Source organism: Roseomonas sp. OT10 (assembly GCF_020991085.1).
Lineage (GTDB): Bacteria > Pseudomonadota > Alphaproteobacteria > Acetobacterales > Acetobacteraceae > Roseomonas > Roseomonas cutis.
The window spans coordinates 1017130-1038553 of the sequence record NZ_CP087719.1 but is presented as its reverse complement, the minus strand read 5'-3'; the positions used below and the strand labels follow the sequence as shown (position 1 = coordinate 1038553).

Sequence of the window (21424 nt, the reverse complement as noted above, 5' to 3'; positions counted from 1 at the left end):
CCGCAGTGCAGGACCGGCCGCCGCCGGACGCAACCACCCGCCCCCGGAATCCCGACGCAGGAGAGACCATGCCCGACCTGACCACCGCCCCGCTGCTCGACGGCATCCGCGCCTGGGTCGAGCACGAGAGCCCCACCGATGCGCCGGAGGCGGTCTCCGCCCTGATGGCGACCGTGGCGGCCGACGCCGCCTCGCGCGGCGCCGCCACGCGGATCGTGCCCGGGCGCGACGGGCTGGGCGACCACCTGATCGTCCGCAGCCCCTGGGGCGAGGGCCGGCGCGGCATCCTGGTGCTGTCGCATCTCGACACGGTCCACCCGATGGGGTCGCTGGTGCGCATGCCCTTCCGCGTCGAGGGCGGCTCGGCCTTCGGCCCCGGCATCTACGACATGAAGGGCGGCGCCTACCTCGCCCATGCGGCGCTGGGCGCGCTGATGGAGCGCGGCGGCCCGACGCCGCTGCCCGTGACGCACCTGTTCAACTCGGACGAGGAGGTCGGCAGCCCGACCTCGGCCGACCTCATCCGCGAGCTGGCGCGGGAGGCGAAGTACGTGCTGGTGACGGAGCCGGCGCGGGAGGGCGGCAAGATCGTCACCGCGCGCAAGGGGGTGGCGCGCTTCGACCTGCACGTGCAGGGCCGCCCCGCCCATTCCGGTGCCCGGCACCAGGACGGCCGCAGCGCGGTGGAGGAGCTGGCGCGGCAGGTGCTCGTCCTGCACGGCATGACCGACTACGCGCGCGACATCACGGTGAACGTGGGCGTGGTGGCCGGCGGCACCCGGCCCAACGTGGTGGCGGAGGAGGCGCGGGCGGAGATCGACATGCGCGTGCCCAGCCCGGCCGTCGCCGAGGAGATGGTGGCGAAGGTGCTGGGCCTGCGTCCGCACCACCCCGACATCCGGGTGACGGTGACGGGCGGGCTGAACCGCCCGCCCTACGAGAAGCTGCCCGGCATCGCCGCGCTGTTCGAGCAGGCGAAGGCGCTGGCCGCCGGGATCGGCTTCGTGCTGGAGGACCTCAAGACCGGCGGCGGCTCGGACGGCAACTTCACCGCCGACCTCGCGCCCACGCTGGACGGGCTGGGGGTGGACGGCAAGGGCGGCCACACGGACTACGAGCAGCTCTACGTGGCGTCGCTGGAGCCGCGCGCCGCGCTGCTGCGCCGGCTGATGGAGACGCTGTCGTGAGCCGCCATACCCTGATCCGCGCCGCGCGGCTGATCCCCTGCACCGGCGCCCCGCCCATCGAGGGCGGGGCGGTGCTGGTCGAGGACGGGCGGATCGCCGCGGTCGGCCGCCTGGCGGACCTCTCCGTGCCCGAGGGCGCCGCGCTGATCGACCGCGGCGAGGAGACGCTGCTGCCCGGGCTGGTGGACGCGCACACGCACCTGTCCATCATCCCCGGCCTCGGCCACCAGATCGGCCAGCTCCGCGGCCCCGCCACCCAGGCGATGCTGCGCGCCATCCCGAACATCCGGGCCGACCTGCTCTCCGGCGTCACCACCATGCGCGTGGTGGGCGAGGAGCATTTCCTCGACGTGGAGATCAGGGACGCGCAGCAGGCCGGGCGCATCCCCGGGCCGCGGCTGCGCGTCGCCACCCGCCCCATCGCCGCGCGGCACGGGCATGGCACCGGGCTGACCGCGAGCGACGGGCCGGAGGAGATCCGCCGCCACGTCCGCGAGAACCTCGCCGCCGGGGCGGACCTGATCAAGTTCTTCGCGACCGGCGGCACCTCCTCCGCCCGTGCGCCCGCCGAGACCTGCTTCTACTCGCCCGAGGAGATCCGGCTGATCGTCGAGGAGGCGCATCGCGACGGCAAGCCCGCCGCCGTCCATGCCCATGGCGGCCCGGCCATCCGCTGGTGCGTCGAGGCGGGGGTGGACACGATCGAGCACGGCCGCCTCGCCACCGCCGAGGATTTCGCGCTGATGCGCAAGGCAGGGACCTGGCTAGTCGCGAACAACGCCATCTCGCAGCACCCCGACGGGATCGAGAAGGGCGACGGCCACGACCCGCGCATCATGGCCAAGCTGCGGATATCCCGCGGGCGCGCGCCGGACACCTTCCGGCTGATGCTGGAATCCGGCGTGCGCTGGGCGCTGGGGACGGATTCCATGCACGGCCTTCTGTGGTTCGAGGCGCTGAAGGCGGTGGAGTTCGGCGCCACGCCGGAGCAGGCGCTGGAGGGCATCACCCGCCGCGCCGCCGAGGCCATCGGGATGGCAGACAGCGTCGGCACGCTGGAGCCGGGCAAGCTGGCGGACGTGATCAGCCTGCGCGGCGACCCGCTGCGCGACATCGCCGCGCTGGAGCATGTGGGGCTGGTGATGCAGGGCGGCCGGCGCGTCGATCACCTGTCGGCGGAGTGATGACGGAGCGCGGGTTGCCCTGATCCGCGCCGGCGTGGGGTGCGCCCGTTCCCCGGGGGCAAGGCTCCGCCTCGCCCCCGTACCCCCACTCCGCCAGGACCCTGCGGGCCCTGGACCCGATCAGCGCTGCCGCGGGACAGCCTGACACGGGGTCTAGGTTCTGAACTCATAAAGCTTGCTGGTTGAGCGGGAGGCTGATTCAAGTCTCTGTGAACCGCGCCGGGTTTGGCGGAGGCTGTTTGGCGTGAGTCAGGCCGCCAGGGCTATGGCCTCCTGGGCGGCATAGTAGCGCGCCTCCGCCTCGGCGGGCGGGATGTTTCCGATCGGCTCGAGGAGGCGGCGGTTGTTGAACCAGTCCACCCATTCGAGGGTGGCGAACTCGACGCCCTCCAGGCTGCGCCACGGGCCGCGGCGCCGAATGACCTCGGTCTTGAACAGGCCGATGACGCTCTCGGCCAGCGCGTTGTCGTAGCTGTCGCCGACGCTGCCGACCGACGGCTCGATGCCCGCTTCCGCCAGGCGCTCGGTGTAGCGGATAGACACGTATTGGACCCCGCGATCGCTGTGATGGATCAGCCCCATGCCCTGGACAGGCCGCCGGTCATGCAGCGCCTGCTCCAGGGCATCCAGGACGAAGCCAGCATGGGAGGTGCGCGACACCCGCCAGCCGACGATCCGCCGCGCGAAGGTGTCGATGACGAAGGCGACGTAGACGAAGCCCTGCCAGGTCGCGACGTAGGTGAAGTCCGACACCCAGAGCAGGTTCGGCCGCGGCGCCAGGAACTGCCGGTTTACCCGGTCGGCCGGGCATGGCGCGCCCTTGTCGGGCACCGTCGTCCTGGTCTCCTTGCCACGCACCACGCCGCGCAGGCCCATCTGGCGCATCAGCCGCGCCACCGTGCAGCGGGCGACCGACGTCCCCTCGCGGCCGAGCTGGCGCCAGACCTTCCGCACGCCGTAGACGCCGAAGTTCTCGGCGTGGACCCGCCGCACCTCCGCCCGCAGCATGCTGTCCCGCTGCGACCTGGCCGAGCCCAGAGTGGGATCGGCGCGGCGCGCGGCATGGGCGTGGTAGGTGGACGGGGCGATCGGCAGAACCCGGCAGATCGACTCGACCCCGTACACGCCCCGATGATCGTCGATGAAGGCGATCATGGCTTCGACCGGCGGTCGAGCTCCGCCAGGGCAAAATACGCTGATGCCTTGCGCAGGATCTCGTTCGCCTGGCGCAGCTCGCGGTTCTCCCGCTCCAGCGCCTTGATGCGATCCCGATCCTCGCTCGTGGGCCCGGCACGCTTGCCGCGGTCACGCTCGGCCTGCCGGACCCAGCGACGCAGCGTCTCCGCCGTGCAGCCGATCTTCGCCGCGATCGAGCCAATCGCCGCCCATTGCGAGCCATGCTCCCCGGCGCCGTCCAGCACCAGCCGCACCGACCGCTCCCGAACCTCAGGCGAGTAGCTCGCCGCCGTCTTCTTCGCCGTCATCGCTCCATCCTCTCAACGGTTGGAGCCTCCGCCAAACCCGGCGCGGTTCACTGGGAAGGAGCCTTGGATGGCGAGGTACGATTTGAGCGAGGCGGAGTGGCGGTTGATTGAGGCGTTGCTGCCGAACAAGCCCCGCGGGGTGGCCCGGGTGGACGATCGTCGGGTGATCAACGGGATTTTCTATGTGCTGCGAACAGGCTCGCCATGGCGGGACCTGCCGAGCCGCTATGGTCCCTCCACCACGATCTACAATCGCTACAACCGGTGGGCGAAGGCCGGGGTCTGGCTGCGGGTCTTTGAGGCTCTGGCGGCAACATCGCCTCAATCCCTGCACCTGATCGACAGTTCCATCATCCGGGCCCACCAGCATGCCGCCGGTGGAAAAAAGGGGGCCCGGATCACGCCATCGGCCGTTCTCGTGGAGGACTGAGCACCAAGATCAACGTCCTGGTGAACCAGGATGGATTGCCGCTGCGGATCGTGCTCTCGGCTGGACAAGCCTCAGACAAGGCCGCCGTGGAGGCCCTGATCGACGGCCTGCCGCCCGCCCAAGCCCTTGTCGCTGACCGGGGCTATGACGCGCAGGCCATCCTCGATCTGGTTCGGGATCGCGGAGGCTGCGCCCATATCCCGACCCAGCGGGACCGGAAGATACAGCGCTCCGTCGATCCGACCCTCTACCGTCAACGCAATCAGGTCGAACGCTTCTTCTGCAAGCTCAAGCACTTCAGGCGCATCGCCACCCGCTTCGACAAGCTCGCGCGCAACTTCCTCGCCGCCATTCTCCTCGCCTCAACACGTCTGTGGCTCAAATCTTATGAGTCCACGACCTAGGCGCCGAGGAGCTTGGCTCCTCGGCGGGTACGGCCGTCGCCCTCGCGGACGCCTTCAAAACTATTCTGGAGTCCCGCTTGTCCGCGCTCCGTCTGGGATCAGCCCGCAGGCGGACATCTACCGGAAGCACCAAACTCCCAGCGGGGACCGGGGCCCGCTTGTGGCCCCGGCAGGGGAGGGTCTGGGAGGGGACGGCGTCCCCTCCCGGTCCGACGCCGGAACACCACGGCACGACGGGTCAGGCCATCCAGCAACCGGCATGAGGCCGCGCCGCTGGCAGGCTGTGCGGCTCAATGCGCCGCGTGGGCCAGCCAGCGGTCCACGGCGGCGAGCAGCGCGGGCAGCTTGAAGGGCTTGGTCAGGTAGTCGTCCATCCCGCCATCGAGGCAGCGCTGCCGGTCTTCCTCCATGGCGCTGGCCGTCAGGGCGATGATCGGCAGGGTGCGGCCGAACGGCATGGCAGCGCGGATGCGCCGGGTCACCTCGTAACCGTCCATGTCGGGCAGCTGCAGGTCCATCAGGATCAGGTCCGGCCACGAGGCGGAGACGCAGGCCAGGGCGGAGGCCCCGTCCACCGCGACGCGGACTTGGAAGCCCGCCTTGCGCAGGATGGTCTCGGCGATGATCTGGTTGGTGGGGTTGTCCTCCACCACCAGCACCTCCCGCGGCTCGGCCGGCGCCGCCAGTCCCGGCACCGGCGCGGCACCGACGGCCAGGGCGGGGACGCCGCTGGCGGGCTCCAGCGGCACGGAGAACCAGAACCGGCTGCCGCCGCCACCGCGGCTCTCGGCCCCGATCCGCCCGCCCATCAGCTCGACGAGATGGCGGGAGATGCTGAGGCCCAGCCCGGTGCCGCCGAACCGCCGGGCGATGCTGCCATCCGCCTGCTCGAACATGTCGAACAGCCTGCCGGCGACCGCGGGCTCGAAGCCGATGCCGGTATCCAGCACCTCGAAGCGGACCTGTCCGGGCTGCGCCTCGTCGGGCAGGAGGGCGACTTCGACCCGGCCCTCGGAGGTGAACTTCACCGCGTTGGACAGCAGGTTGAGCAGCACCTGCCGCAGCCGGGTCGGGTCGCCGATGAAGGCGCGGCGCAGCGTGGGATCGATCCGGCAGGACAGCTCCAGCCCGCGCTGCCGGGCGCGCGGCGCCAGCAGCGCCACCGCGTCCTCGGCCAGCTCCGCCAGGTCGAAGACGATCGCCTCCAGCCTCAGCTTGCCCGCCTCCAGCTTCGAGACGTCGAGCACGTCGTTGATGATGGTCAGCAGGGCGGAGGCGGATTTCTGCGCCGCCTCGGCATAGCCGCGCTGCACCTCGTCCAGCGGCGTCTCCAGCAGCAGGCTGGTCATGCCGAGGATGCCGTTCATCGGCGTGCGGATCTCGTGGCTCATCATGGCCAGGAAGACGGACTTGGCCTGGCTGGCCCGGGCGGCGGCGTCCCGCGCCTCCGCGGTCTCGCGCTGCTGCCGCTTCAGGTCGGAGATGTCGGAATGGGTCGCCAGGATGCGGCCATCCGCGTCCCGCCGCTCCACCACCCGCACCCAGCGGTCCCACGGCAGCGGCACCTCGAAGGGGGCGCCGGTGAAGCGCCCGTTCTCCAGCAGCCGGGACACGCAGGCCTCCCGCGCCCGGGCCTCCTCCGGCCCAGGCAGCTGGCGGTGCCAGACCGTGTCCAGGATCTCCTGGAAGCTGTGCCCGATCGCATCCGCCGCGCTGTCCAGCCCGTAGAGCGCAAGGAACTGCTCGTTGACCGAGACGGTCCGGCCGTCATCCCCGCGCACCAGCATCCCGTCGGCGATCCGATGCAGCAGCGGCCCGACATCCTCCGGCACCGCCTCCGGTGGGGTCCAGTCCGGGCTGGCCAGCCCGGGGGAGCGCAGCGTCTTCCAGGTCCGCATCCGCCCCACGCCCGGCATGGACAGGCAGGCCGCGAGCAGCCAACGGCCATGGTGGGAGAAGCAGAAGGGCCGGTCCTGGGCACGGTGCCGGGCGATGCCATCGGCGACGTACTGCTCCAGCCGGCCCATCTCCCCCGGCTCCAGCCGTCCGCTGTAGAAGCGGCGCAGGTTCTCGGCATAGGGCTCGCCCACGCTGACCCGGCCGTCATGCTCGGGGAAGAAGCGCAGGAAGGTACGGTTCCAGAGCACCGCGCGGTCGGAATCATCCAGCAGGTAGGCGGCCACCTCCAGCCCGTCGAGCATGTCGGCCAGGGAGCGCGCAAAGTAGGGGTCCGCGTTCATGGAGCCCCGGCCGGCGGCAGGGCATGGGGGCAGTGTCCAGCCCGGCAGTGGGGAGAAGCCGGCTTCAGACCCATGGCGACCCGTTCAGGTGCACAATGCCCATGATCTCCGCACGAACGAACCAGGCGGCGTTGTAGTTTTCCGCGCGATTCAACCAGTGGATGCAAAATAAACCCACAGCCTGCGCGTTGACAATGAATTTACCGGCAGATCAGCCCGGCGCCGGACGCGGGGGAGCTGCCAGCAGACCATGGGAGAGCATCTCCATATGGCCGCGCCGCAACGCTGCCACGTCCAGCGGCTCCTGCCGGCCGAAGGCCAGCCGCCAGGTGGAGGCGAGGACCGCCGGCGCCACCAGGAGTTGCGGCAGCCAGGCGGCCGCCTCCGGCCGGAATTCCCTGCGGGAGACGCCGTCCTGGAGCACCTGCCGCAGCAGCGTCAGGCTCCGGGGCATGACCTCCGCCCGGTAGAAGGCGCCGAGTTCGGGAAAGCGCTCGCCCTCGGCGATCAGCAGCTTGGTCACCACCGCCTCGCGCGCGTCGTCCACCATCACCGTGTAGGCATGGTCGATCAGCCGCTCCAGCAGGGCGAGGCGGGGCCCCTCGAACCCGGCGATCAGGCGCTCCGCATCCTCGAAGACCGGCTGCATCACGCTGTGGACGGCGTCCTTGAAGAGATCCGCCTTGCCGCCGGGGAAGTAGTGGTAGAGCAGGCTCTTGGCCACGCCGGCGCGCTGGGCCACCCGGCCCATGCTGGCGGCGGCGTAGCCGGAGGCGGCGAACTCGGCGAAGGCGGCCTCCCGGATCTGCGGCAGACGCTCGGCGGGCGGCAGGCGGCGGCGCGGGGGGGAACCCGTCGCCGGCCCCGGGCGCGCCGGCGCCGCCTCGTCGTCTTCCGCGCTGCTCACGATGGCACCCAACTCCCTGGGCCGTGATGCAGGATAGGCGGGAAACGGTTGACCGCGGAGACCCGCGCCCACATCTTCCGGTCCAATATTGACCGATCGGTCGGTAAGAACGCATGGACGCCGGACACAAGCCCTCCACCCTCCCCGCCCCGCCCTGGCGGCGCCTCGCCCTGTCGGCCGCGGTCCTGCTGGCGGCAGGGCTGCCGGCCCCGCACGCCGCCCTGGCGCAGGGGCAGGCCGCGCCCCCGGCCGCGCTGACCGTGGCCGCCGCGCCGGTGGAGATTCGCGCGGTGGAGCGCAGCGTCCGCGGCGACGGCTCCATCGTCGCCTGGCAGGAGCTGGTGCTGGGTGCGGAGGTGGCCGGGCTGCGCGTGGTGGAGCTGGGGGCCGAGGAGGGCGACCGCGTGCGCCAGGGCCAGCTCCTGGTGCGGCTGGACGATGCCGTCCTCCGCGCCCAGGCCGCCCAGGCCGCCGCCGCCGTGACCGAGGCGGAGGCCAACCTGCGCCTCGCCCAGGCCGAGCTGCGCCGGGTGCAGGAGCTGCAGCGCGGCGAATACGCCGCCCGCCAGACCCTGGAGCAGCGCCAGGCCAACGCGGCCGGGGCGGAGGCCCGCCTCGCCGCCGCCCGTGCCCAGCGCGACGATGCCGAGGCGCGCCTGGCCCAGACGCGGATCCTCGCGCCCACGGACGGGATCGTCACCACCCGCCGCGCCCAGCTCGGCACCGTGGTGTCGCTGGGGCAGGAGATGCTGCGCCTGATCCGCGACGGGCGGATCGAACTCGACGCCCGGGTCCCGGAGCTGGACCTGGCCGCCATCGCCCCGGGCCAGGCGGCCCGGGTGCGGCACGGGGGACGGGAGGTGACGGCCACCGTCCGCGCCATCGCTCCCACCGTGGCACCGGAGACACGGCTGGGCATCGTGCACCTCTCCCTGCCGCCCGATTCCGGCCTGCGCCCCGGCATGTTCGCCTCCGCCGCCATCGTCACCGGCCGGGCGGACAGCCCGACCATCCCGCGCGAGGCGCTGCTGCACCGCGACGGCCGCCCGGTCGCCTTCGCCGTCGAGGGCGACCGCGTGGCGCTGCGCCGGCTGGAGCTGGGCATGGCCGACCTCGACGGGCGGGTCGAGGTGCGCGCCGGCCTGTCCCCCGGCGAGCGGGTGGTGGTCGCCGGCGCCGGCTTCCTGAACGACGGCGACCGGGTCCGCCTCGCCGAGCCCGCCGCGCGGGCGGAGGCCCGCCGGTGAGCGCCGCGCCCGAGGCGGAGGAGCGCCGCTTCAACAACATCTCCGGCTGGGCGATCCGCCACCCGGTGCAGACGCTGGTGCTGTTCCTGCTGCTGACCGTGGCGGGGATCGCCTCCTACCCCTTCCTGCGCATCAACGTGAACCCGGACATCGACCTGCCCGCGGTCGTCGTCACCGTGGCCCAGCCGGGTGCGGCGCCGTCGGAGCTGGAGACCCAGGTGACGCGGCGGGTGGAGGACGCCGTCTCCGGCCTGGGCGACGTGCGCCACATCACCTCCACCGTGACGGACGGCGCCTCCACCACGGCGGTCGAGTTCGCGCTGGGCAAGGACATCGACCAGGCGGTCAGCGACATCCGCGACCGGCTCTCGCGCATCCGTTCCGACCTGCCGGCCGACATCCGCGAGCCGCAGGTGACGCGCGTCGAGATCACCGGCGCGCCGATCGGCACCTACACCGTGCGGGTCCCCGGCCTCTCCCCGGTGGAGACGAGCTGGTACGTGGACGACACCGTGGCCAAGGCGCTGCTCGCCATCCCCGGCGTGGCACAGGTCAACCGCGTCGGCGGCGCGGACCGGGAGGTCCGGGTCGCGCTCGATCCCGACCGCCTCGCGGCGCTGGGCATCACCGCGGCCGAGGTGAACGCGCAGCTCCGCGACCTCAACGTGGACCGCCCCGGCGGGCGCGGCACGCTGGGCGCGGGCGAACAGGCGGTGCGCACCCTGGGCAGCGCGCCCAGCCTGGAGGCGCTGCGCGAGCGGCCGATCATCCTTCCCGGCGGCCGCACCGCGCGGCTGTCCGACCTCGGCACCGTCACCGACGCCACCGCCGAGATCCGTACCGCCGCCCGGCTGAACGATGCGCCCGTCGTCGCCTTCGAGGTGATGCGCACGCGCGGCTCCAGCGAGGTCGCCGTCTCCGAGCGCGTGGCGGCGACGGTGGCGAAGCTGGCCGCCGCGCGGCCGGGGACGGAGATCGCCCGCGTCGCCTCCACCACGGAATTCGTCATCGAGGGCTATCACGGGGCCATCGAGGCGCTGCTGATCGGCGCGGGCCTCGCGACGCTGGTGGTCTGGGTCTTCCTGCGCAACCTCCGCGCGACGCTGATCTCGGCCATCGCCATGCCGCTGTCGCTGGTCCCGACCTTCGCGGCGATGTACGCGCTGGGCTACTCGCTGAACAACGTCACGCTGCTGGGCATCACCCTCGTCGTCGGCGTGCTGGTGGACGACGCGATCGTGGAGATCGAGAACATCGTCCGCCACCTGCGCACCGGGCGCGGGCCGGACGGGCAGCGCCTGACCCCGCGCCGCGCGGCGCTGGAAGCCTCGGCCGAGATCGGCATGGCCGTGGTCGCCACCACCGCTTGCATCCTGGCCGTCTTCGTCCCCGTCGCCTTCATGCCCGGCATCCCGGGCCAGTTCTTCCGCCAGTTCGGCCTGACCGTCGCCGCCGCCGTCGCCTTCTCCCTGGTGGTGGCGCGGCTGCTGACCCCGCTGATGGGGGCCTACCTTCTGCGGCCGAAGGATGCCGAGGGGCACCAGGACAGCGAGGGCCGGGTGATGCGCGGCTATCTCCGCCTGCTGCGCTGGTCGCTGCGCCATCGCTGGGTGACCCTGGCCGGGGGGGTGCTGTTCTTCGCCGGCTCCGTCGCGCTGGTGCCAATGATCCCGCAGGACTTCGTCCCCGCCCCGGACATGAACCGCTCCACCCTCAACCTGGAGCTGGCGCCCGGCGCCCGGCTGGCCGAGACGGAAGCCGCCGTGTCCCAGGCCACCGCCATCCTGCGCGCGCGGCCGGAGGTGACCTCCGTCTTCGCCGCCATCGGCACCTTCCAGGCGGATGGCGGCATGCCCGTCAGCGGCAGCCAGGCGGGCGACCCGCGCAACGCCACCCTGATCGTCAACCTGGTGCCACGCGGCAGGCGCGCCCTGACCCAGACGCAGTTCGAGACGGATGTGCGCCCGGCGCTGGCCGCCATCCCCGGCGTGCGGCTGCGCTTCGGCGCGGCGGGGGAGAGCGGCACCAAGATCACCACCACCCTGGTCGGCGAGGACCCGGAGGCGCTGATCGCCACCGCCCGCCGGCTGGAGAGCGAGATGCGCGCCCTGCCGCAATTCCCCGGCGCCCGCTCCACCGCCAGCCTCGCCCGGCCGGAATTGCAGATCGTCCCGCGCTCGGAGCGGGCGGCGGAGCTGGGCGTGTCGGTCGCGGCCATCGCCAACACCGCGCGCGTCGCGACGCTGGGCGACATCGACGCGCAGCTCGCCAAGTACAGCCTGCCCGACCGGCAGGTGCCGATCCGGGTGATGCTGACCGAGGGCGCACGCGACGACCTCGCCGTGCTGCGCACCCTGCGCGTGACCGGCAGCAACGGCCGCTCCGTGCCGCTCGACGCGGTGGCGGAGATCCGGCTGGGCAGCGGCCCGACCCAGATCGACCGGCTGGACCGCGCGCGCAAGGTGACGGTGGAGGCGGAGCTGTCCGGCATGCCGCTGGGCGAGGCCAGCGCCCTGGTCGCCGGCCTGCCGGTGATGCAGGCCCTCCCCCCCGGCGTGCACGAGAAGGCGGTGGGCGACGCGGAGATCATGGCGGAGCTGTTCCAGGGCTTCGTCATGGCGCTCGGCGCCGGCGTGCTGCTGGTCTACCTGGTGCTGGTGGTGCTGTTCGGCGGCTTCCTGCAGCCGCTGACCATCATGACCGCCCTGCCCCTCTCGCTCGGCGGCGCGCTGGTCGCGCTGCTGCTGGCGCAGCAGGCGCTGGGCGTCTCCTCGGTGATCGGGGTGCTGATGCTGATGGGCATCGTCGCCAAGAACTCGATCCTGCTGGTGGAATACGCGATCGAGAGCCAGCGCGCCGGCCTGCCGGTGCGCGAGGCGCTGCTGGAGGCGGCCCGCAAGCGCGCCCGGCCGATCGTGATGACCACCATCGCCATGACGGCGGGCATGGCGCACATCGCCCTCGGCCTGGGGGCGGATGCGGAGTTCCGCTCGCCCATGGCGGTGACGGTGATCGGCGGGCTGATCACCTCCACCCTGCTCAGCCTGGTCTTCGTGCCGGCCGCCTATACGCTGATGGACGATGTCGGACGCGGCGTCGCCTGGGTGGCCCGCGGGCGGCGCGGGCGGGCGGCGAAGGCCCCGGCCGCGCGGGCCGTGCCGGCGGAATAGGGGCGGCCCTGGGCCGCGACGCCATCCGGACCGACCCGTGGGGCCCCTGCCCGCCCAGGGGCGCCCCCGCATTCGGGCCGGCCCCTGCCGGCCGGTCGCAGCCCCGTTACCAAGCGTTGCACGCCATCGGGCCGGCCCCGGTTGCCCCGGCCCCCCCGGCCCCCCACCTGATTCGTCGCGGCCCGGTTTGCGCCGGACCGCCCGCGCCACTAGTGTCGGCCCGAATATCCAGGGCGCCACCGGGGGCGTCCCGCGACAGTCACGGGGATCGAGGCTTCACCATGGGTTCGTTCAGCATCTGGCACTGGCTCGTCGTGCTGCTCGTCGTGCTGCTGCTCTTCGGCAGCGGCAAGATCAGCGGGCTGATGGGCGACCTCGCCACGGGCATCAAGTCGTTCAAGAAGAACATGCGCGAGGACGAGGACGCCTCCATGGCGGATGGCACCCACACCCCGCCGGCCGGCAACCTGCCGCCGCCGGGCACGCCGGGCGCCCCGACCACCGGGACCGGCAACGCGACCACCACCGCCAATCCGTCGCGCCCCGCGGCGTAAGGCAGGCGAACCGCCGGCCGGGCCGCTGGCCCCGTCCGGCGCCCCCTTCCGGGCCCGGTGGGGCCGGGACGGCCATGGCGCCGCCCGGCCCCACCGGGCCCGCTTCGTTTGGGGCCCGCGTCGCCCGCGGCCCGGGGACAGCCTCCGGCCACAGGGTGGCAGCGCATGGCTGCCGGCGCCCCTGGGCATCGGCGCGCGATTGACGCGCCGGCGCCCTCCCGTCACGACGCGCGCCCAGGGCCGGGCCTGCCCCAGAATTCCTGGGAGGCCGGAAGGGGGGGTTGGGAATGACCGAGCAGGAGGCCGCCGAGGCCATCGTCGCGGCCGGGAACCGGCTGGACCGGCTGGGCTGGGTGCCGGCGACCGCGGGCAACATCTCCCTCCGCCTGGCGGATGGCCGCATCGCCATCACGCGCTCCGGCAGCCACAAGGGCTTCCTCGACGCCGGGCAGGTCATGATCGTGGACCTGGACGGAACGGCGGAGGATGCCGCCCTGCGCCCCTCCGCCGAGACGCTGCTGCACTGCGGCGCCTATCGCCGCTTCCCCGACGCGGGGGCGGTGCTGCACGGGCACAGTCCGGCCAACACCGTCCTCTCCCGCCTCTCCGGCGACGTGGTGCTGCTGGAGGGCTACGAGCTGCTGAAGGCCTTCCCCGGCCTGCCGACGCACGAGGCGACGGTCGAGGTCCCGGTCTTCGAGAACGACCAGGACATCCCCCGCCTGCAAGGCCGGGTCGAGGCCCGCTGGCAGGAGATGGCCGCGGACGGCCTGCCCATCCCTCCCGGCTACTTGATCCGGGGTCACGGCATCTATGTATGGGGCCCCGACATGCCCGGCGCCCTGGCCCGGATGGAAGCCCTTGAATTCATGCTGGCCTGCGAGCTCGCCGCGCTCCAGGCCCGAGGAGGATCGCCCGCATGAGCCGTCTCGTCGTTCACGACGCCAAGTCCCAGTCCGTCCTGCTGGACACGCAGGATGCGCGGGTCATCGCCGACACGCTGCGCCCGATCGGCGTGCGCTTCGAACGGTGGGAGGTCGCGCCCCTGCCCGCCGGCGCCGCGGCCGAGGCCGTGCTGGAGGCCTATCGCCCGCAGCTCGACGCCTTCATGGGCGAAACGGGCGCCGGCACGGCGGACGTCATCAAGCTGGACCCCAGCCATCCGCAGAAGGATGCGATGCGGGCGAAGTTCCTCTCCGAGCACACCCACACGGAGGACGAGGTCCGCTTCTTCCACGAGGGCTCGGGCAACTTCGTGCTGCACGTGGACGGCAAGGTCTACGACGCCCACTGCACCCGGGGCGACCTGATCTCCGTGCCGGCCAACAGCCAGCACTGGTTCGACGCGGGCACGGAGCCCTCCTTCACCGTGCTGCGGGTCTTCACCGACACCACCGGCTGGACGCCGCACTACACCGGCACGGACATGGCCGAGCGCTTCCCGGCGGCCACCGCGGCCGCGCCGGCCAGGGCCGCGGAATGACCCAGACCACGCCGGCGGCGCCGATCGCCGCCGTCGTCACGGACATCGAGGGCACCACCAGCGCCATCAGCTTCGTGAAGGAGACCCTGTTCCCCTTCGCGGCAGCGGCGCTGGACGGCTTCCTGGATGCCCATGGCACCGAGCCGGAGGTCGCCGCCATCCTGGCCGAGGTCGGGCACCTCGCCCCCGGCCAGGACCCGCGCGCGGCGCTGCGTGGCTGGATGGCGACGGATGCCAAGGTCACGCCGCTGAAGGCGCTGCAGGGCCTGATCTGGCGCACGGGCTTCGAGGATGGCCGGCTGCACGGGCACCTCTACCCCGACGTGGCCCCCTGCCTTCGCGCCTGGTCGCGCGCCGGCCTGCGGCTCTGCGTCTACTCCTCCGGCTCGGCCGAGGCGCAGAGGCTGCTCTTCGGCCACTCCGTCGCGGGCAACCTGACCCGCCTGTTCGAGGGCTTCTTCGACACCCGCATCGGCGCCAAGCGCGAGGCCGCCAGCTACGCCGCCATCGCCGCCGGGCTGCACCTGCCGCCGCGGGAGATCCTGTTCCTCTCCGACGTGGCCGAGGAGCTGGACGCCGCCACGGCCGCCGGCCTCGCCGCCTGCCAGCTGGTCCGCCCCGAGGACGGTACGCAGGCCACGGACCGGCACCCCCGCGCGGCAGACTTCCGCGGCGTCGCCCGGCTGTTCGGCCTAGCCGCGCCGGCTGCAGGGGCCGGCTGACACCGCTCGGGTCCGCGAAACCCGGGACTTCGGGCCATTGCCCGGGGAGGCACCCTCCCCCTCCACCAGATGACCTGACCCGTCGTGCTGCCGTGTTCCTGCGGTGGACCGGGAGGGGACGCCGTCCCCTCCCAGACCCTCCCCTGCCGGGGCCACAAGCGGGCCCCGGTCCCCGCTGGGAGTTGGCTTTGCGCGGTGAGCGTCAGCCTGCGAGTTGAACCCTGACGGAGCTCGGACAGGCGGGACTCCAGAATAGCTTTGAAGGCGTCAGCGATTGCGGCGGCCGGTCCCGCCGAGGAGCCAAGCTCCTCGGCGTCGCGACCCCGTCGCAGGCTGTCCCGCGGCAGCGCCAAATGGGTCCAGGGCCCGCAGGGTCCTGGCGGAGTGGGGGTACGGGGGCGAGGCAGAGCCTTGCCCCCGGGGAGCGGGCGCCCCCCCGCGCCGGCACATCCGCCGTCCGTATCAGCCCAACCCGACGAGGGAGCGGGCGAAGTCGTGCGGCTCGAAGGGGCGGAGGTCGGCGGCCTTCTCGCCCACGCCCACGGCATGGACGGGCAGGCCGAACTCCTGCGCCAGCGCGACGACGACGCCGCCCTTGGCCGAGCCGTCGAGCTTGGTGACGACGAGGCCGGTGACGTCCACCATTTCGCGGAACACCTTCACCTGCTGCAAGGCGTTCTGGCCGGTGGTGGCGTCCAGCACCAGCAGCACGGCGTGGGGAACGGCAGGGTCCTTCTTGCGGAGCACGCGGATGATCTTGCGCAGCTCCTCCATCAGCCCGGCCTTGTTGTGCAGCCGGCCGGCGGTGTCGACCAGCAGGATATCCATGCCTTCCGCGACCGCGCGGTCCAGCGCCTCGTGCGCCAGGCCTGCGGCATCCGCGCCGGTCTTCGCGGGCGCCACCACGGGCGCGCCGGTGCGCTCGCCCCAGACCTGGAGCTGCTCGACGGCGGCGGCGCGGAAGGTGTCGCCGGCCGCCAGCATCACCCGCCGTCCCTCGGCCCGCCACTGCTCCGAAAGCTTGGCGATGGTGGTCGTCTTGCCCGTGCCGTTCACCCCCACCATCAGCACGACGTAGGGCTTCACCCCCGGCATCGGGACCAAGGGCTGCGCCACGGGTGTCAGGATGGCCGCGATCTCCTCGGCCAGGGCGCCCTTCACCTCCTCGTCCGAGACCTCGCGGCCGAAGCGGGTGCGGCGGAACTCGCCGACGATGCGGCGGGAGGCAGCGACGCCCAGGTCGGCGGCGACCAGCGTGTCCTCCAGATCCTCCAGCGCGGCATCGTCGAGCTTGCGCTTGGTGAAAAGGCCGGTCAGCCCCTCCGTCAGCCGCTGGGTGGAGCGCTGCAAGCCCGCCTTCAGCCGGCCGAAGAAGCCGACCGTGGCCGGCGGCTCGCCGGCCGGGACAGGGGGGACGGCGGGCGGCGGGAAGGCCGGCGAGAAGGCGGGCGGGGCGTCCGGCACCGGGGGAACGGGTGGCCAGGCGGGCGGCACGGTCCCCAGCGGCGGGGCGGCGGGCGGCACCACGGGCCACGGCGGCAGCGCCCCGGAAACGGCAACCCCCGCGCTGGTATACGCGGGGGGGTCCTGGATGGGCGGCGGGGTCCCGGGCTCCTCGGCGGGCGGGGTATCCGGGATGTCGGCCGGTGGCGGCTCCTCCACATCCGGCTCGTCGTCGTCGGGCGGGACGGGTATGGGATTCGGCGGCTCCTGCACCGGCGGCGGCTCGGGCACCGGGTCCCCGCCCCGCAGGCTCCGGAAGGGGGCGTCCTCCGCCCGCACCTCCTCCAGCAGCAGCGCCTCGACCTCGGGCGGCAGGATCAGCAGGTCCGCGTCCTCCGCCACCGGCTCCAGGATGCTGGACAGGGGTGCCTCGGCGGGGGAATCCCCGGGCGGGGGCGGCTCGGAGGCAGGTGCGGCCGGGCTGGCCTCCCGGCCGGTCAGCCGGCCCCACAGGTCCTTCAGCGCCATGCGGCGGGCTCCTCTGCTGTGCCGCTTCCATCCCCCGTGGGTGCTGCCCACGCGGCACGGAAGCCTCGGCACGCTGGACAAACGGCCGGCCGGCGGCCGGCGCGGGACGATGGCCGACCGGGCGAACGCGGCCCGGCCACTAGAGTTCGAGCGTGCCCTGGAAGGCGGTCGCCACCGGGCCGGTCATCAGCACGTGGCCATCCGATTCGCGCCAGGCGATGCGAAGCTCGCCGCCGGGCAGGATGACGGTCGCCTCGCGTCCGGTCAGGCCGCGGCGATGGGCGTTCACCAGCGCCGCGCAGGCGCCGGAGCCGCAGGCGAGCGTCAGCCCGGCCCCCCGCTCCCAGACCGTGAGCAGGATGCGGTCGGGGCCCAGCACCTCGGCGAAGCCGATATTGGCGCGCTCCGGGAAGAGCGGGTCGTGCTCCAGCCCCGGGCCGAGGGCCCCGGCGTCGATCGCCGCGAGGTCCGGCACGAAGAAGGTCGCGTGCGGATTGCCCATGGAGCAGGCGGCGGGATCGGCGACCCCCGCATGCTCGAAGCCGGGCCGCGCCAGCGGCAGGTGCAGCGTGTCCATCGCCCGCGCCAGCGGCACGTCGCGCCAGTCCAGCCGGGGCGCCCCCATGTCCACCTCGATCAGCCCGCCCTCGCGGGCCACGGCGCGCAGATCCCCGGCGATGGTGCGGATCACCGCCTGGTCGCCGCCGGATTCCGCCATCAGCAGATGCGCGACGCAGCGCGTGGCGTTGCCGCAGGCGCCGGAGGCGGAGCCGTCCGGGTTGGCGATGCGCATGAAGGCATCGTGGCCCGCCGCGCCGGGCTCCAGCACGATGAGCTGATCGAAGCCCACGCCGCGGCGACGGTCGCCGATGGCGGCGATCCGCTCGGGGGTCAGGGGCAGGTCGGCGGCACGGGCGTCCAGGATGACGAAGTCATTGCCGAGGCCGTGCATCTTGCGGAAGGGGATGAGCACGTCCCGGCATATAGGGCGCCCCCGCCGGGGGTGGAAGCGCGGCGCCGGGCGCGGGAGGGCGCGACGGCCGTCCCACCCGCACCGGTCGCTGGGCTTCGCGGCCCGTCTTGTGCAATCTCCGCCGCCCCGGGCGCGACGCAGCCCCACACAGCCGGAGTGACGATCCCATGCCCCTCGCCACGCGACGCGGACTGCTTGCCGGAACCGCCGGCCTCGCCGCCGGGCTCGGGACCACCGGACTGGGTCGTCCGGCCCTTGCCCAGGGTGATGCCGCGCATGTGCTGCGCTTCATCCCCCAGGCGGACGTGACCACGCTCGATCCGCTGGCCACCACCTCCTATGCCGTGCGCAACCACGGGCACATGGTCTGGGACACGCTCTACGGGCTGGACACCGACTTCCGCCCGCAGCCTCAGCTCGCCGAGGGCCACACGGTGGAGGATGACGGCAAGCGCTGGGTCTTCACCCTGCGCGACGGGCCGACCTTCCACGACGGCGAGAAGGTGCGGGCGGCCGATGCGGTGGCTTCCATCAAGCGGTGGATGGGGCGCGACACGCACGGCCAGACCCTCGCCGCGCGGCTGGACGAGATCCGCGCGCTTGACGACCGGCGCTTCGAGCTGCGGCTGAAGAAGCCCTTCGGCGCCATGTTGGACGCGCTGGGCAAATCCTCCTCCTACCCCTGCTTCGTCATGCCGGAGCGCTTCGCCAACACGCCCTTCACCACGCCGCTGACGGAGGTGGTGGGCTCCGGCCCCTATCGCTTCCTGGCGGGCGAGCGACGGTCGGGGGCGCAGGTGGTCTACCAGAAGTACGGCCGCTACGTGCCGACCCCGGTGGGCACGCCGGGCGTCACCGCCGGGCCGAAGCTCGCGAATTTCGAGCGGCTGGAGTGGCGCATCATCTCCGACCCCGCCACCGCCGGCGCGGCGCTCCAGGCGGGCGAGGTGGACATCTGGGAGCGCATGGCCCCCGACCTGCGCTCCGTCCTCTCCCGCCGGCGGGACGTGGTGATCGACCGGGTGGAGACCAACGGCACGGTCGTGATGCTGCGCCCCAACCACCTGCACCCGCCCTTCGACGACCCGGCGGTGCGGCGGGCGCTGTGGCCGGCCATCGTGCAGTCCGACTACATGTCCGCCGTGATGGGGCCGGACCGGTCGCTGTGGCAGGACGGGGTGGGCGCCTTCCCGGCCGGCTCCGCGCTCGCCTCGGACGAGGGGATGGCGGCGCTGACCGGGCCGCGCGACCTCGCCAAGGCGCGCGCGGCCTTGCAGGCGGCGGGCAAGCTGGGGGCGAAGGTCGTCACCCTCAACCCCGCCGACCAGATCAACAACAGCAACCTGACCGCGGTCGCCATCGACATGTTCCGCAAGGTCGGGCTGGAGCCGGAGGACGCCGTCTCCGACTGGGGCACGCTGCTGCAGCGGCGCGGGCGCAAGACCCCGCCCAGCGAGGGCGGGTGGAACGCGGTGGTGGTGCTGTTCGGCGGCGAGGACCTGGCGAATCCCGGCGGCCACCCGCTGCTGCGCGGCAACGGGCAGGATGCCTGGTTCGGCTGGCCCACCAGCCCGAGGCTGGAGGAGCTGCGCGACGCCTGGTTCGAGGCGCCGAGCGCCGAGGCGCAGAAGGCGATCGGGCGGCAGATCCAGGCGCAGTTCTTCCAGGACGTGCCCTACTGGCCGCTGGGGCAGTACTTCGTGGACGTGGCGCGGCGAAGCAACTTCACCATGGCGCGGCGCGGGATGAGCCTGCCGCTGAACGTGACGCGGGGGGCGTAAGGGCTCCGGGGGCCCCATCCTCGCCCGGGAGCGGGACGCCGCGCCGCGCGACGGGTCGGAGCCGCCCCGATGAAGACATCGGGACAGGGGTGGGCCGCCCCCCACAGCAGGACGTGGCATTGCGTCGCGGCCGTCCGAAGGCCGCGACCCTTCCCTGGCGGTACCCCGGACGCCGGGACGGCCTGCAAGCCCGTCGCGGACAGGGCGCCGGCCAGCGGGGGTCAGGCGCCACCTTCGTGGGGGCGGACGGCTTGCCGCCCCATCATGTTACCGATAACATAGCCCGGCTCGACAAGACGAATCATGCGGGCCGGAGCAACCGGCCCGCGAAACCGGGAGTATGTCCATGCCCAGCAGACGCAACCTGCTGCTGACGGCCGGGGGCCTCGCCGCCACCCTCGCCCGCCCCTCCCTGCTCCGCGCCGCAACCTGGCCGGACGGCCCCCTGACCCTCATCATCCCCTGGACCGCCGGCGGCGGCACCGACACCATCGGCCGCGCCCTGGCCCCGGTGATGGGAGAGCTGCTGGGGACGACGGTGACCGTGCTCAACCGCCCCGGCGGCAACGGCGTGGTCGGGCACATGCAGATCCGCCAGTCGCCGCATGACGGGCTGACCTTCGGCGTCATCGGGCCTCAGCTCGTCGCGGCGCCGCTGCTGGGCCCCACCCCGGTCACCTGGCAGGACCTGCAGCCGCTGGCGATGCTGAAGGCCGACGTGCTGTCCGTGACCGTCGGCGGCCGCACCCCCTGGCGGACCCTGCCGGAGCTGCTGGCCTTCGCCCGCGCCAACCCGGAGGCGGTGCGGATGGGGAATACCGGCCAAGGCAGCTCGGTCCATATCGCCGTGCTGGAGCTGGAGAAGAAGGCGGGCATCGCCCTCACCCACGTTCCCTATGCCGGGGCCGCGCCGGTGGTGCGGGACATGCTCGGCGGGCACCTGGACGCCACCATGGCGAGCGCGGTGGAGCTGCGCGGCCAGGTGGCCTCCGGCGACCTGCGCATGCTGGCGGTGACGGGGCGCGAGCGGCACCGGCTGTTCCCGGAGGTCCCCACCGCGGCCGAGCAGGGCCTCGACGTGGTGGTCAGCAACTGGAGCGGCCTGGCCCTGCCCAAGGGCGTGCCGGAGCCGATCCAGCGGCGGCTGGAGGAGACGGTGCGACTGGCCATGGCGGACCCGCGCTTCACCTCGGTGATGGCGCAGCAGGGCTTCGACATGCGGTTCCGCGGCATCGCGGATTTCACCGCCTTCCTCCACGAGGCGGACACCCAGTCCCGCACCTATTTCCGGAGCTGAGGCATGCCTGTCCTGGGCTGGGACCACCTGCACCTGCGCAGCGCCGATCCCGATGCGGCCGGCGCCTTCTACGTGGAGGCGCTGGGCGCCGAGCCTGTGGACCGCCGGGTCACGGGGGGGACGGTCCGGGTCGCGCTGCGCCTCGGCGGCACCCTGCTGTTCCTGGAGACCGTGCCCGCGGAGACCCCGTTGCCGCCGGAGCCACCCTTCCGCGGGATGGAGCATATCGGGCTGGCGGTGACGGGCCTGGACACGCTGGTGGAGCGGGCGGTGGCCCGGGGGGCCAGGGTGGCGACGCCGCCGAACACGGTGAAGCCGGGTATCCGGGTGGCCTTCCTCGAGGCGCCGGACCGGGTGCGCGTGGAGCTCATCGAACGGGACGGGTGAAGG

At 73.1% G+C, this 21424-nt stretch carries 17 protein-coding genes and 1 other annotated feature; of the genes, 12 read left to right on the top strand and 5 right to left on the bottom strand.

Annotated elements, in window-relative coordinates:
• Positions 1-68: 68 nt before the first annotated feature.
• A complete protein-coding gene (locus tag LPC08_RS04770) occupies positions 69-1187 on the top strand; it encodes a M20 family metallopeptidase (RefSeq protein ID WP_230451591.1) in 1119 nt (372 codons plus the stop codon).
• Entirely contained in the window at positions 1184-2371 is a 1188-nt protein-coding gene (locus LPC08_RS04765) for an amidohydrolase family protein (RefSeq protein WP_230451590.1), read from the top strand. The genes LPC08_RS04770 and LPC08_RS04765 overlap by 4 nt, the downstream gene beginning before the upstream one ends.
• 249 nt (positions 2372-2620) lie before the next feature.
• Here LPC08_RS04765 and LPC08_RS04760 read toward each other — a convergent pair.
• Positions 2621-3855, bottom strand: a protein-coding gene (locus tag LPC08_RS04760) for an IS3 family transposase (protein WP_230449651.1) whose coding sequence is annotated in 2 segments (ribosomal slippage) — positions 2621-3561 and positions 3561-3855 — 1236 coding nt in all. Because the reading frame shifts where the segments join, the coding sequence is not laid out codon by codon here.
• Positions 3452-3568 (bottom strand) — a sequence feature (AL1L pseudoknot). (Overlaps the previous gene by 117 nt.)
• Positions 3856-3922: 67 nt before the next feature.
• Here LPC08_RS04760 and LPC08_RS04755 point away from each other — a divergent pair.
• Positions 3923-4689 (top strand): IS5 family transposase gene (locus tag LPC08_RS04755; RefSeq protein ID WP_230448576.1). Its coding sequence is split into 2 segments (ribosomal slippage): positions 3923-4247 and positions 4247-4689, totalling 768 coding nucleotides; the frame shifts between segments, so codons are not numbered across the junction.
• 290 nt (positions 4690-4979) lie between these two features.
• Here LPC08_RS04755 and LPC08_RS04750 read toward each other — a convergent pair.
• Both LPC08_RS04750 and LPC08_RS04745 read right to left on the bottom strand, forming a co-directional pair.
• Positions 4980-6929, bottom strand: a complete 1950-nt coding sequence (locus tag LPC08_RS04750) for a hybrid sensor histidine kinase/response regulator (protein WP_230451589.1) — start codon at positions 6927-6929, stop codon at positions 4980-4982.
• 211 nt (positions 6930-7140) lie between these two features.
• Positions 7141-7836, bottom strand: coding sequence for a TetR/AcrR family transcriptional regulator (locus LPC08_RS04745; protein ID WP_230451588.1), 696 nt, complete (start codon positions 7834-7836; stop codon positions 7141-7143).
• A gap of 113 nt (positions 7837-7949) precedes the next feature.
• Here LPC08_RS04745 and LPC08_RS04740 point away from each other — a divergent pair, with 113 nt between their 5' ends.
• The 6 genes from LPC08_RS04740 to mtnC all read left to right on the top strand — a co-directional run bounded on the left by LPC08_RS04740 (position 7950) and on the right by mtnC (position 15012).
• On the top strand, positions 7950-9083 hold the full coding sequence (locus LPC08_RS04740) for an efflux RND transporter periplasmic adaptor subunit (RefSeq protein WP_230451587.1): 1134 nt from the start codon (positions 7950-7952) through the stop codon (positions 9081-9083).
• Positions 9080-12253: an efflux RND transporter permease subunit gene (locus LPC08_RS04735; RefSeq protein WP_230451586.1), complete on the top strand. Its 3174-nt coding sequence runs from the start codon at positions 9080-9082 to the stop codon at positions 12251-12253. Before LPC08_RS04740 ends, LPC08_RS04735 begins: the two co-directional genes overlap by 4 nt.
• A gap of 281 nt (positions 12254-12534) precedes the next feature.
• Entirely contained in the window at positions 12535-12807 is a 273-nt protein-coding gene (locus LPC08_RS04730) for a twin-arginine translocase TatA/TatE family subunit (RefSeq protein WP_230451585.1), read from the top strand.
• A 287-nt stretch (positions 12808-13094) separates the two neighbouring features.
• Positions 13095-13730, top strand: coding sequence for a methylthioribulose 1-phosphate dehydratase (locus LPC08_RS04725; protein WP_230451584.1), 636 nt, complete (start codon positions 13095-13097; stop codon positions 13728-13730).
• Positions 13727-14290: a 1,2-dihydroxy-3-keto-5-methylthiopentene dioxygenase gene (locus LPC08_RS04720; protein ID WP_230451583.1), complete on the top strand. Its 564-nt coding sequence runs from the start codon at positions 13727-13729 to the stop codon at positions 14288-14290. The genes LPC08_RS04725 and LPC08_RS04720 overlap by 4 nt, the downstream gene beginning before the upstream one ends.
• Positions 14287-15012 carry an acireductone synthase gene (gene mtnC, locus LPC08_RS04715; protein ID WP_230451582.1) on the top strand — a complete coding sequence of 242 codons (726 nt, stop codon included), beginning with the start codon at positions 14287-14289 and terminating at the stop codon, positions 15010-15012. Before LPC08_RS04720 ends, mtnC begins: the two co-directional genes overlap by 4 nt.
• Positions 15013-15474: 462 nt before the next feature.
• Here the strand turns inward: mtnC and ftsY are convergent, their stop codons facing one another.
• The gene (gene ftsY, locus LPC08_RS04710) at positions 15475-16374 is read right to left on the bottom strand and encodes a signal recognition particle-docking protein FtsY (protein WP_230452985.1); all 900 of its coding nucleotides are present in this window, start codon (positions 16372-16374) and stop codon (positions 15475-15477) included.
• Between the two features lie 748 nt (positions 16375-17122).
• Positions 17123-17956: a diaminopimelate epimerase gene (gene dapF / locus LPC08_RS04705; RefSeq protein ID WP_230451581.1), complete on the bottom strand. Its 834-nt coding sequence runs from the start codon at positions 17954-17956 to the stop codon at positions 17123-17125.
• 167 nt (positions 17957-18123) lie between these two features.
• Between dapF and LPC08_RS04700 the strand changes: the two genes are divergently transcribed.
• The 3 genes from LPC08_RS04700 (at position 18124) to LPC08_RS04690 (ending at position 21421) form a co-directional block, all read left to right on the top strand.
• Positions 18124-19737, top strand: coding sequence for an ABC transporter substrate-binding protein (locus tag LPC08_RS04700; RefSeq protein ID WP_230451580.1), 1614 nt, complete (start codon positions 18124-18126; stop codon positions 19735-19737).
• Between the two features lie 346 nt (positions 19738-20083).
• Entirely contained in the window at positions 20084-21034 is a 951-nt protein-coding gene (locus LPC08_RS04695; RefSeq protein ID WP_230451579.1) for a Bug family tripartite tricarboxylate transporter substrate binding protein, read from the top strand.
• Positions 21035-21037: 3 nt separating this feature from the next.
• Positions 21038-21421, top strand: a complete 384-nt coding sequence (locus tag LPC08_RS04690) for a VOC family protein (RefSeq protein WP_230451578.1) — start codon at positions 21038-21040, stop codon at positions 21419-21421.
• The last annotated feature ends 3 nt before the right edge of the window (positions 21422-21424 follow it).